Below are 11,662 nucleotides of genomic sequence, written 5' to 3' on the forward strand. Positions count from 1 at the left end.
CGTCACTCCTCAAAACAGAAAATAGCGTTGCGCCATCGGCAAAACATCTGCCGGTTTGCTGGTGATAAGTTCGCCATCAATACGCACCTCGTAGGTCTGAGCATCGACGGTGATATTGGGTTGCAGGCCGTTGTGGATCATGTCGGCCTTTTTCACCGTCCGGCAGCCTTTGACGACGGCGATAGTGCTTCGCAAACCGAGCTGCTGCGGGATGTTTTGCGCGTCAGCTGCTTGCGAAATAAAGGTCAGCCGGGTGTGATGCCGCGCTGCGCCAAGTGCGCCGAACATCATGCGGTAATGCACCGGCTGCGGGGTGGGGATCGAGGCGTTGATGTCGCCCATCGGCGCGCAGGCGATCATCCCGCCCTTGACGATCGTCGCCGGTTTTACGCCAAAAAAGGCGGGCGACCACAGCACCAGATCGGCCAGTTTGCCAGGCTCAACGGAGCCAACTTCATGGGCGATACCATGGGTTAACGCTGGATTGATGGTGTATTTAGCAACGTAGCGTTTAACGCGCTGGTTGTCGTTGTCGCCAGTTTCTTCTGCCAACGGACCACGCTGAACTTTCATGCGATGTGCCACCTGCCAGGTGCGCAGGATCACTTCGCCCACGCGCCCCATCGCCTGTGAATCGGACGAAGTCAGGGAAAACGCGCCAATGTCATGCAGAACATCTTCGGCAGCGATCGTTTCCCGGCGAATGCGTGATTCGGCAAAGGCTACGTCTTCGGCAATATCCGGGTCGAGGTGGTGGCAAACCATCAGCATGTCGAGATGCTCGTCGATGGTGTTGACGGTATAGGGCAGCGTCGGGTTAGTGGAGGAGGGCAGAATATTCGGATGTGCGCAGGCGGTGATGATATCCGGCGCATGGCCGCCGCCCGCGCCTTCGGTGTGGAAGGTATGAATGGTGCGATCGCCAATCGCCGCCAGCGTATCTTCAACGAAACCGGACTCATTGAGCGTGTCGCTGTGCAGCGCTACCTGGATGTCCATTTCGTCGGCCACGGTTAGCGCGCAGTCGATAGCGGCAGGCGTGGCGCCCCAGTCTTCATGGATTTTCAGGCCAATTGCCCCCGCGCTGATTTGCTCGCGCAGGGCGTCAGGATTTGAGCCGTTGCCTTTGCCCAGCAAACCGATGTTAACCGGCAATGCGTCTGCCGCCTGCAGCATACGCGCGATGTACCACGGGCCCGGCGTGCAGGTGGTGGCGTGAGTTCCTGCCGCCGGACCGGTGCCGCCGCCGATCATCGTCGTCACGCCGGAAACCAGCGCCTCCTGGGCCTGCTGTGGGCAGATCCAGTGAATATGCGTATCTACGCCGCCCGCAGTGACGATCTTGCCTTCCCCGGCGATGACTTCAGTTCCCACGCCTATCGGGATCGTGACGTTGGGCTGAATATCGGGATTACCCGCTTTGCCGATGGCGAAGATCCTGCCGGCTTTGATACCGATATCCGCTTTCACGATCCCCCAGTGATCGACGATTAGTGCGTTGGTAATCACCAGATCCACACACGCTTGCGCGCGCATTTGGCCCTGGCCCATGCCGTCGCGGATCACTTTTCCGCCGCCAAATTTGACCTCTTCGCCGTAAGTGGTGAAGTCTTTTTCCACCTCGATCCACAGGTCGGTATCCGCCAGGCGCACTTTATCGCCGGTGGTTGGGCCAAACATGTCGGCATACGCTTGCCGGGAAATTTCACTCATTATCTGCCTCCAGCGCGCCCATCACTTCGCTGCGAAAGCCCACGATCCTTTGTGCGCCGGCTACATGCACCAGTTCGACTTCGCGTTTTTGCCCCGGCTCAAAACGTACCGCTGTGCCCGCCGCAATGTTCAGACGAAAGCCACGTGCAGCCAGCCTGTCAAAATGTAGCGCCGGGTTCACCTCGTAAAAGTGATAGTGCGATCCCACCTGGATGGGTCTGTCGCCATGATTTTCCACCACGATCGTGCAGGTCTCCCGTCCCTGATTGAGCGCGATAGTGCCTTTTGCGATCTGATATTCACCTGGGATCATTGCCGCTCCTTAGACGATCGGATTGTGGACGGTGACCAGCTTCGAACCGTCCGGAAAGGTGGCTTCAACCTGAATATCCGGGATCATTTCCGGCACGCCTTCCATCACCTGATCGCGGCGCAGGACGTGACGCCCGTCCTCCATCAGCGCGGCCACGGTTTGCCCGTCGCGTGCCCCTTCCATGATGAAAGCGCTAATCAGCGCCACCGATTCCGGGTAGTTCAGCTTAAGCCCGCGGGCCAGGCGACGTTCCGCCACCAGCGCGGCGGTAAACAGCAACAGCTTGTCTTTTTCTCTGGGGGTCAGTTCCATAAGGATTCTCTTAGGTTTGCCAGATTCGCGGTAGTACGGGGGCTTTGTGCGTCAGCAGCGGGCGCAGAAATTGCCAGATGTCACGCATAACGCGCTGAACAACCAGGTTGTCGTCGGCAAGAAAGCGAATTGTCAGCAGCGAGTCGTTAAGCGTTGCCCCGGCGTAATCGCCAAGTGACGTAAGCCGCTCGCGGGTGCCCTCCAGCATGAGTTCGCTGGCCGGATAACACAGTAACGTGCCGACCCAGGGAAAGTGCGCGACGCCGCTCAGATTCCCCTCTCGCAATTGCAAGCGTTCTATCAGCAGCGGCTGCCCATCCCGCCACACTTCCAGACGGTTTTGCAGCGTGCCGTGGCTGAAGACTTCCTGCATAACCGGTCGCCCAAGACACAGCAGATCCCAGGCCAGCAGGTGGCTTGCGGATGTCAGATGAAAGACGGTCTGAATAGCGGCGTTGGCACCGGGAAAGAGGATCGTATCCTGCGGCAGCCACTCCAGCGTGGCGTGTGAGGCAAGCGTGAAATGCTGGCGCAACAATGCCTGTGGTCCGCGGCTGCGATAAAATTTTCCCGCGCCTGGCTGGGTGATTAACGCGTGGCTGTTTTCGTCGAGCGTTACGGCGATATGGAGCTCATCCCCGCCGACGATCCCCGCCGGTGGATGAAGCAAATAGAGATGGCAAACGTCCTCTTCCGGGTAAAACGGGCGCTGAACCGTCAATGGACCCTGATGGCGCGCCGAGACGAGCACCGTTTTGTGACCGGTGCGGGTAAAATGCAGATCCAGTTCGGCCTGCCAGCCCCGTGTGAGTGTCTCGTGCGCAACCGTGTCCAGAGCGTTTCCCTTATCAGCATGAGGGTGTTTGCATACAAAAAAGTATGCCTCAGCGCATCGGGAAATCGATCATATGAGAAGCTTATGGATAAAGGGGCGGCAATACGCCGCCCCACCAGAGTCTTACAGTAAAACGAGGGGCATCCAGACCAGACCGGTAATCACCAGCAGCACGAGGAAAATCAGGCCAAAAATAGCACCGAGTCGCCAGTAATCCGCCGTTGGCAAATAGCCGCTGCCATAGTAGATAGGGCTGGGACCGGTGGCGTACGGGGTCAGAATGCTTCCGAGGCCAATGGCTGCGCCGACCATCAGGCAGAAGACCGGAAGCGGGATTTCCGGCATTGCCAGCGCGGCGGCAATCATCATCGGCGCCAGGGCGGAGGTATACGCCGTGGCGCTGGCAAAGAAGTAGCGCAGCAGATAGAAAACCACGATCAGCGCCACCATCACCATCATTGGCGAATAGCCGCTCAGCCCGTTTGCCAGCAGCTTGCCAAACCAGGTAATAAAACCGGTGTTATTGAGCCCGGTGGCCAGCGTGATCAGCGAGGCCAGCCAGAAAAAGACGTTCCACGCGGCTTTATTGCTGATAATGTCATCCCAGCTAATGATGCGCAGTACCAGCATCAACGCCACCACGCTGTATCCGACCATCGCAGCGTCAATGTAATCGCCGCCGAAGATCCACAGCACCAGCGCGCCGACCATCAGCACCAGCATCTTTTTCTCGCGAGCGCAGAGCGGTCCCATCGCTTTTAGCTCCGCATCCGCCCAGCGCGGAACCTGATCGCCGGATTTGAGCACTGGTGGATACAACACGTACGCCAGCCAGGGCACAATCAGCACCAGTAAAATGCTCAGCGGCAGCATGCCTAAGAACCAGTCGCCCCAGCTCAGCGCCGTGTGGGAGGCTCCTTTCATCAGGCCGATCAACAGCAGGTTCGGTGCCATCGCCGTTAAGAAAATAGCGCTGGTAACGCAGTCGGCGACAATGCCCATCCACATGATATATGAGCCAATGGAGCGTGAACTGGCGCTATTGGGCTGTGAGTTATACAGCGGCGGCAGGTTGCGGATAATCGGGTAGATTATTCCGGCTCCGCGCGCGGAGTTGGAAGGCGTGACGGGGGCGAGGATAAGCTCAGAGAACATCACCGCATAGCCGAGAAACAGCGTCCGGTGCCCCATCTTTTTCACCAGCATCAGCGCGATACGCCGCCCAAGCCCGGTTTTCTCATAGCCGGTACCAAACATAAAGGCCGCGAAGATCAGCCAGATGACCGAGTTTGAAAAGCCAGATACCGCCCACGACAGCGATTTGGCGGTAAATTTAAAACCGTCCTGCGCGAGTTGCTCCGGGCTGAACAGCAGCCATGGCGAAAGGACGGCGATGATCGAAATACCAATCATCGCCACCACCGCGCCCGGTACAGGTTCCAGAATAAGCCCGACAATCACACCGGTAAAGACGGCAAAATAGAGCCAGGTGTGGCTCTCAAGACCGGTGGGAACGGGCAGAACAGCAATAATGGCGATGACCACCAGCGGAGCCAGGTATCGCCACCAACCAGCTAAAGGTGCCATTGTTGTATCCCTACGAAAGGGGAGAGGCGCAGCGCCTCTCCGGGAGGGTTATTTGATGTAGTGCACGTGCTCGCAGATTTCATCGACGATAGGATCGCGACGTTCAGCGAACAGTTTTTTGTTTTCGGCGATCAGGTTGTTGCCGTGGGTATCGATGGAAACGATCAGCGGGCCGAACTCTTTTACCCGACACACCCACAGGGACTCCGGCATGCCGAGTTCCGTCCAGTGCACTTCTTCGATCTCCTCAACCTGGGTTGCCGCCACGACCGCGCAGCCTGCCGGGAAGATGACGTGCAGCGCTTTAAACTGCTGGCAGCCTTCTTCTGTCAGCGGTCCCATGCCGCCCTTGCCGACCACCAGCTTGACGCCAGTCTGTTCGATAAAGTCTTTCTCAAACGCTTCCATACGCATGCTGGTGGTTGGGCCGACGGAGACCATCTCCCATTTCTCACCGTTCTTACGTACGATTGGGCCTGCGTGGAAAATGGCTTTGCCGTTCAGGTCATAAGGAATCGGGCGCTTCAGTTCGATCAGGCGACGGTGGCAAACGTCACGGCAGGTCACCAGCGTACCCGTCAGGTAAATAACATCGCCAACGCGAATGTCTGCCAGATCTTCGGCTTTGATCGGGGTTGTGAGGATCTTTTTCATAACGCGCTCCGGGTGTGAGACAGGTTTTCGAAGGAGAGGTCTGCATGAACCAACAGCGTGCCGCGGCGGTGCGCCCAGCAGCCGGTAGAGACGGCAACGCCGATAGTCGACGGATGGCGTGCGGCGGATTCGATATGCACGCCCATTACCGAGCTATTCCCGGTCAACCCTTGTGGACCAATACCCAGACGGTTAAGCCCTTCTTCCAGACGCAGTTCCAGTTCGGCCGCTTTCGGATTCGGATGACGTGATCCGATAGGGCGCAGCACCGCTTTACGAGATAGAACAGCGGCGGTTTCTACGGAGGTGGCAATACCTACGCCCACCAGCACCGGCGGACAGGCGTTGACTGCCAGCGTGGAGATATTTTCGAAGACAAATTTCACCACGCCTTCGTAGCCCTCAGAAGGCATTAACACTTTCGAGCGTCCCGGCAGCGTACAGCCGCCGCCTGCCATGTAGACTTCGATTTCCGCGTCATCATTATCAGGAATGATGTCCCAGGTGACCCACGGCACACCGGTACCGGTATTTTTGCCGGTATTCACTTCATCAAAAATCTCGACAGCGTTATGGCGCAACGGCGCTTTTACCGTGGCGTCTTCAACGGCCTGCTTCAGGATGCTTTGCAGTTCGCCGAGGAGTGGAAAACGGGAACCAACCTTCACAAAAAACATAATCTCGCCGGTGTCCTGACAGGCAGGACGGTTCAGGTCGATAGCCTTCTGCATGTTGTCAAACATGGTGTGGTAGATGATTTTACCCATCGGCGAGGTTTCGCCTTCACGCAGCTGCTTTAATTTATCCACGACGTCGTCGGGCATGCGGGTAGAAATCATGGCGGTAAAGTCCGCGACAATGTTCGTCAGCGTAGTTATCGCATTTTGGTTATTTTGATTGCTCATCTTGTTAACTCCAGTTCTTTTATTTGTCTGGAAATAAATTCTCCGCCACAAACTACCATTAAAAGTGTGGTTTTATATTATTTACCACTGTGAATATCCAATTAACAGTTCGTGAATGATGTCCGGATAAGACAATAAAAATTGCGCAAAGGCAGGGTTTAATACGCATGAGGGAATTACACTGCGGTTAACAACATTACGGATCTACCGATCATGCTGAACACGTATCCCCTGGCGAAAGACCTGCAGGTGCTGGTCGAAATTGTGCGTAGCGGCAGCTTCAGCGCCGCCGCAGCGACGCTTGGCCAAACGCCGGCGTTTGTGACGAAACGCATTCAGATCCTTGAGGCCACGCTGGGAGCGACGCTGCTAAGCCGCTCTGCGCGCGGTGTGGCATTAACGGAGAGTGGTCAACGTTGCTATGAACATGCGCAGGCTATTCTTGCGGGCTATCAGCATCTGGTCGATGACGTCACGCAGCTCAAAACACGCCCGGCAGGGATGATTCGTATCGGCTGTAGCTTTGGTTTTGGGCGCAGTTATATTGCACCGGCAATTACCGAATTGATGCATAGCTATCCTGAATTACAGGTGCATTTTGAACTTTACGATCGGCAAATTGATTTGGCACAGGATAATATTGATTTGGATATTCGTATTAATGACGAAATTCCTGATTATTATATTGCGCATTTGTTAACGAAAAACAGAAGAATATTATGTGCAGCACCGATGTATTTACAAAAATACGGCAAACCGATGACGCTACAGGAATTAAGCCGGCATGATTGTCTGGTTACCAAAGAACGCGATATGACTCACGGGGTGTGGGACCTGGATAACGGCAAGGAGAAAAAGTCGATCAAGGTAGCGGGTCATCTTTCCTCTAACAGCGGTGAGATTGTGCTGCAGTGGGCGCTTCAGGGGAAAGGGATTATGCTGCGTTCCGAATGGGACCTGCAGCCGTTTCTGGCAAGCGGTGAACTGGTGCGTGTGCTGCCGGACTATGCGCAAAGCGCCAATATCTGGGCGGTTTATCAGGAGCCGCTGTATCGCAGCGTGAAGCTGCGCGTGTGCGTGGAGTTTCTGGCGACGTGGTGTCAGAACCGTTTAGGCAAACCGGTGGAGGGGTATCACATCCCTCACGCCGGATAAGACGCCGTCGCGTCGCTATCCGACATCGAAATCACTCGGGATCTCTTTCGCGCTTTTTCTTCAGCTTGGTCCAGATCTTTGGTTCCTGACGACGCCACAGACGCTGAATGTTGTCATGGTGACGTAGCAGAATTAAGCACGACAGCATAGACACCGGGAACGTGAACTGGGGATTGAACCACCAGACGTAGAAGGGGGCGATCAGCGCGCTGACGATAGCGCCTAACGACGAATAGCCGCTTAATAAGACGGTCAGCAGCCAGGTTCCGGCCATCACGCCGGTTAAGTCCCAACCAATCGGCGCAATTGCGCCAAAGGCGGTGGCAACGCCTTTCCCACCTTTAAAGCCGAAGAATACTGGCCAGATGTGTCCCAGACAGGCGGCGATCGCGATCAATCCCAGCCAGAAGGGGCTGACGCCTAGCGCATAGGCACCCCAGACGGGTAACATACCTTTCAGGACGTCGAAAATCAGTACCGCGACGGCGGCTCCCTTGCCACCAATGCGCAATACGTTCGTCGCGCCCGGATTCCCAGAGCCGCTGTCGCGCGGGTCCGGCAATCCAGCAAGGCGGCATACCAGAATAGCACTGGAAATTGAGCCACAGAGGTACGCGAAGATAATCATTCCAGGCGCGATTGCACTCATAAGCTGTTCCGTTTTGAAAATGTCGTGTAAAACGCTACTTCTGTGGATAATACGCATATTTCGCCGGAAGTGGTATCCGGGTTAGCCAAAAAGCAGGCAGGTCGTGATGGATATTGTATTTATAGAGCAACTTTCTGTAATCACCACTATTGGTGTTTACGACTGGGAACAAACGATCGAGCAACGATTGGTGTTCGATATCGAAATGGCGTGGGATAACCGCAAATCGGCTAAAAGCGATGATGTGGCTGATTGCCTGAGCTATGCTGATATTGCTCAAACGGTTGTTAATCATGTGGAAGGTGGGCGTTTTGCGTTGGTAGAACGCGTGGCGGAAGAGGTGGCGGATCTGCTGCTTAGCCGCTTTAATTCTCCCTGGGTACGGATCAAACTCAGTAAACCTGGCGCGGTAGCCCGTGCGGCGAACGTCGGGGTTATCATTGAGCGTGGCAATAATCTGAAAGAAAATAATTAATTTAATAATTTCTAAAACAAACGGGTATAAAAGGGTCCTTTCGTCGGCTCTTTTTTGCCGTGGTTTCTCTATCTAGGGGTTTATTAATGAGTGATATGCACTCGCTGCTGGTGGCGGCAATTTTGGGTGTGGTCGAAGGGTTGACGGAATTTTTACCCGTTTCCAGTACCGGCCATATGATTATTGTTGGCCATCTGCTGGGTTTTGAGGGTGACACCGCAAAAACTTTCGAGGTGGTAATCCAGCTAGGTTCTATTCTGGCAGTCGTGGTGATGTTCTGGCGACGTCTGTTTAGTTTGATTGGCATTCACTTCGGCAAAACCCCGCATGAAGGTACTGGCAAAGGTCGACTGACGCTGGGACATATTCTGTTGGGGATGATCCCAGCCGTAGTGCTGGGGCTGATATTCCACGACACCATCAAATCGCTGTTTAACCCGATCAACGTGATGTATGCGCTGGTGGTAGGGGGCGTGCTGCTGATTGCCGCAGAATGCCTGAAGCCGAAAGAGCCGCGTGCGCCGGGTCTGGATGATATGACCTATAGGCAGGCGTTTATGATCGGCTGTTTCCAGTGTCTGGCCCTGTGGCCGGGCTTTTCTCGCTCCGGGGCGACGATTTCTGGCGGTATGCTGATGGGCGTGAGCCGTTACGCGGCGTCTGAGTTTTCTTTCCTGCTGGCCGTGCCGATGATGATGGGTGCAACGGCGCTGGATCTCTACAAGAGCTGGTCGTTTCTCAGCGCATCAGATATCCCGATGTTTGCCGTCGGTTTCGTGACGGCGTTTATCGTGGCGCTGGTAGCGATCAAAACCTTCCTGCAGCTGATTAAGCGTATCTCGTTCATTCCGTTTGCGATTTATCGCTTTGTTGTAGCGGCTGCCGTTTACGTCGTGTTCTTCTGATGACTTACCGTTGTGCCGGATGGCGGCGTTCCGCCTTATCCGGCCTACGGGTTATATCCGTTTAGGTGGTGGGTTTAGGGCAACGCTGCTCCTTCCAACATGCCACTGCCGCGATGCGACGCCGGGTCAGCTCCTCGCGAATAGCCTGACCTTTGAATCCCGCCTCAACGACGTCTTTCGTTGGCACCGCCTGCGCAACCTGCCAGGCTTCGCGCAACAGTCTGCCTTGCGGGTAATCCGCCGCTTCAAAACCGGTTCGCCCGCGTACGTCGGCCTCGCTGGTCAGGGCGATTTGCTCCACGCGCTGCGGTTTACGCCAGGCATCGATGGAATCAAACAGCTTAACGATGGTTTTTGGCTGCAGGATCGGGAAGGTATGAATGAGGTCGTGGAACTCGGCCACCAGTTTGGCTAAATCACGGATGTCATTCGGCACGCGCAGGCGCAGACACAGTTGCTCGACCAGCTTAACGCCAGCCGGACCGTGGCCGTGGTGGCGCGGCCACAGCGCTTTTGGCGTCAACGCCTTGCCAAGATCGTGGCACAGCGTGGCGAAACGCACGTCGACCTCCGGACTTAACATGGCTGCCATCGACAGCGTCATCAACGTGTGAATACCGGTATCGATTTCCGGGTGCCACTGAGCGGGCGCGGGAACGCCGAACAGAGCATCCACTTCCGGAAACAGAACGCGCAGTGCGCCGCAGTCGCGCAGGACCTGAAAAAATACCTGTGGGTTGCGGGTGGTTAATGCGCCTTCTGTTTCTTTCCACACCCGCTCTGGCGTCAGGTGTTCCAGTTCGCCAGCGTCGTTCATGTCTCGCATCAGCGTCATGGTTTCGTCAGCGATACGAAAGCCGAGGTGCGCATAGCGGGCAGCAAAGCGCGCCACGCGCAGCACGCGCAGCGGATCTTCGCTAAAGGCAGGAGAAACATGGCGCAGCAGACGCCTTTCCAGATCGTCGCGTCCGTTATACGGATCGATAATCTCTCCATCGTCATCGCGGGCGATTGCGTTGATAGTCAGGTCGCGCCGCTGAAGATCGGCCTCCAGCGTTACATCCGGCGCGGCGTAGCAGGTGAACCCGGTATACCCCGAACCGGATTTACGTTCGGTACGCGCCAGCGCATACTCTTCCCGGGTTTGCGGATGCAGAAACACGGGAAAATCGCGGCCTACCTGCTGGTAGCCCGCGTCGAGCATCTCTTGCGGCGTGGCGCCGACAACAACCCAATCTTTATCTTTAATCGGTAGCCCTAATAACGCATCCCGAACAGCACCACCGACCAGATAAATCTTCACGCCACTTTCCTTTTGAAATTATGATCTCTTAATCATATGTCAGTGTGGCTGAGAAGGCGATTCAGTTCATCCAGCGATCTTTGCGTTTACGGCTTGGGATCATGTGTGGCAGAACCAGACCGAGCAGCAGACCAAGACCCAGTACGCCGCCGCCGTACATGAACCACTGCATAATGATGGTGCGCTGTTTGTCATCAAGCTGAAGGTTGGCTGCGCTGACCTTCTTTTGCGCCACAATAAGCTCGTTCTTCAGCTTCTGGTTTTCTTGTTTCAGACCGTCGATCACGCTGTCGCTTTGCGATACTTTTTGCTGCATATCGGCGGTGCGCTGATTCCACGTGGTATCGATATTATTGAGCTTATCGGTCAAGGTCTTAACCTGGTTTTCCAGATCGGGAACGCGGGTACGCAGGCTCGGAGTACTGTTCAGCTCTTTCAGCGGGATCCAGGCGGTACGACCGGTGCTGTCTTTCACCTGGCCGTAGTTAGTGTTGGCATCGGTCTGTAATAGCGTAACTTCCTCGCCTGCGTTAACCGTGCCCACGAGGCGATAATTATCTCCCGGACCGCTGCGGACCCAGGTGTTCAGTTCGTCAGAGACATAGCGCTTTTCTTCGGCATGAGAAACTGCAGTGGCGCTAAGTGCGAGTAAAGTTAATCCAATCAGGCGTAATTTTGGCATCAGGCTGTCGTTATTGTCATAGAAAGTGGAACGATAGTAGTGGCATCAGTGTCTCTACGCAAAGCATTCGACATCAATCGGAATCATCTGTGTCCTTTTAGCCACCACCCGAAACTTTTACGCCCGTCAAATTGCTCGTTGCATGGCAATTTGGCGCAAAATACTATCTACTGA

At 55.4% G+C, this 11,662-nt stretch carries 13 protein-coding genes; 3 read left to right on the plus strand and 10 right to left on the minus strand.

All coding sequences use genetic code 11. The features are described 5' to 3' along the window. Nucleotides 1-9: 9 nt before the first annotated feature. The 7 genes from ureC to ttdA all read right to left on the minus strand — a co-directional run bounded on the left by ureC (nucleotide 10) and on the right by ttdA (nucleotide 6,319). Nucleotides 10-1,713: an urease subunit alpha gene (ureC, locus tag OGV80_RS06000; protein WP_286514116.1), complete on the minus strand. Its 1,704-nt coding sequence runs from the start codon at nucleotides 1,711-1,713 to the stop codon at nucleotides 10-12. Beyond that, nucleotides 1,706-2,026, minus strand: coding sequence for an urease subunit beta (locus OGV80_RS06005; RefSeq protein ID WP_043017661.1), 321 nt, complete (start codon nucleotides 2,024-2,026; stop codon nucleotides 1,706-1,708). Before OGV80_RS06005 ends, ureC begins: the two co-directional genes overlap by 8 nt. Before the next feature lie 9 nt (nucleotides 2,027-2,035). After that, nucleotides 2,036-2,338 (minus strand): urease subunit gamma, encoded by a 303-nt coding sequence (locus OGV80_RS06010; RefSeq protein ID WP_003024678.1) that lies wholly within the window; start codon nucleotides 2,336-2,338, stop codon nucleotides 2,036-2,038. A 10-nt stretch (nucleotides 2,339-2,348) separates the two neighbouring features. Next, nucleotides 2,349-3,173, minus strand: a complete 825-nt coding sequence (locus tag OGV80_RS06015; protein WP_196781245.1) for an urease accessory protein UreD — start codon at nucleotides 3,171-3,173, stop codon at nucleotides 2,349-2,351. A 123-nt stretch (nucleotides 3,174-3,296) separates the two neighbouring features. Then, on the minus strand, nucleotides 3,297-4,760 hold the full coding sequence (locus OGV80_RS06020) for an anion permease (RefSeq protein ID WP_075145613.1): 1,464 nt from the start codon (nucleotides 4,758-4,760) through the stop codon (nucleotides 3,297-3,299). A gap of 48 nt (nucleotides 4,761-4,808) precedes the next feature. Further along, nucleotides 4,809-5,414, minus strand: a complete 606-nt coding sequence (ttdB, locus tag OGV80_RS06025; protein ID WP_047408532.1) for a L(+)-tartrate dehydratase subunit beta — start codon at nucleotides 5,412-5,414, stop codon at nucleotides 4,809-4,811. After that, on the minus strand, nucleotides 5,411-6,319 hold the full coding sequence (gene ttdA / locus OGV80_RS06030) for a L(+)-tartrate dehydratase subunit alpha (protein WP_016154538.1): 909 nt from the start codon (nucleotides 6,317-6,319) through the stop codon (nucleotides 5,411-5,413). The genes ttdB and ttdA overlap by 4 nt, the downstream gene beginning before the upstream one ends. Nucleotides 6,320-6,532: 213 nt before the next feature. On the opposite strand from ttdA, the gene ttdR reads away from it, so the two are divergent. Beyond that, entirely contained in the window at nucleotides 6,533-7,474 is a 942-nt protein-coding gene (gene ttdR / locus OGV80_RS06035; protein ID WP_047408535.1) for an L-tartrate utilization transcriptional activator TtdR, read from the plus strand. A gap of 31 nt (nucleotides 7,475-7,505) precedes the next feature. Here the strand turns inward: ttdR and plsY are convergent, their stop codons facing one another. After that, entirely contained in the window at nucleotides 7,506-8,123 is a 618-nt protein-coding gene (gene plsY, locus OGV80_RS06040; protein WP_003828443.1) for a glycerol-3-phosphate 1-O-acyltransferase PlsY, read from the minus strand. 106 nt (nucleotides 8,124-8,229) lie between these two features. On the opposite strand from plsY, the gene folB reads away from it, so the two are divergent. Together folB and bacA are read left to right on the plus strand one after the other, a co-directional pair. After that, nucleotides 8,230-8,598, plus strand: coding sequence for a bifunctional dihydroneopterin aldolase/7,8-dihydroneopterin epimerase (folB, locus tag OGV80_RS06045; RefSeq protein ID WP_003024659.1), 369 nt, complete (start codon nucleotides 8,230-8,232; stop codon nucleotides 8,596-8,598). Nucleotides 8,599-8,684: 86 nt separating this feature from the next. Beyond that, the gene (bacA, locus tag OGV80_RS06050) at nucleotides 8,685-9,503 is read left to right on the plus strand and encodes an undecaprenyl-diphosphate phosphatase (protein ID WP_213733228.1); all 819 of its coding nucleotides are present in this window, start codon (nucleotides 8,685-8,687) and stop codon (nucleotides 9,501-9,503) included. 61 nt (nucleotides 9,504-9,564) lie between these two features. On the opposite strand, the gene OGV80_RS06055 is transcribed toward bacA, so the two are convergent. After that, nucleotides 9,565-10,806 carry a multifunctional CCA addition/repair protein gene (locus OGV80_RS06055; RefSeq protein ID WP_043017657.1) on the minus strand — a complete coding sequence of 414 codons (1,242 nt, stop codon included), beginning with the start codon at nucleotides 10,804-10,806 and terminating at the stop codon, nucleotides 9,565-9,567. 61 nt (nucleotides 10,807-10,867) lie between these two features. Beyond that, on the minus strand, nucleotides 10,868-11,488 hold the full coding sequence (locus OGV80_RS06060) for a TIGR04211 family SH3 domain-containing protein (protein ID WP_043017656.1): 621 nt from the start codon (nucleotides 11,486-11,488) through the stop codon (nucleotides 10,868-10,870). Nucleotides 11,489-11,662 lie beyond the last annotated feature (174 nt).

The organism is Citrobacter sp. Ce119, from assembly GCF_030334525.1.
Taxonomy (GTDB): domain Bacteria; phylum Pseudomonadota; class Gammaproteobacteria; order Enterobacterales; family Enterobacteriaceae; genus Citrobacter; species Citrobacter europaeus.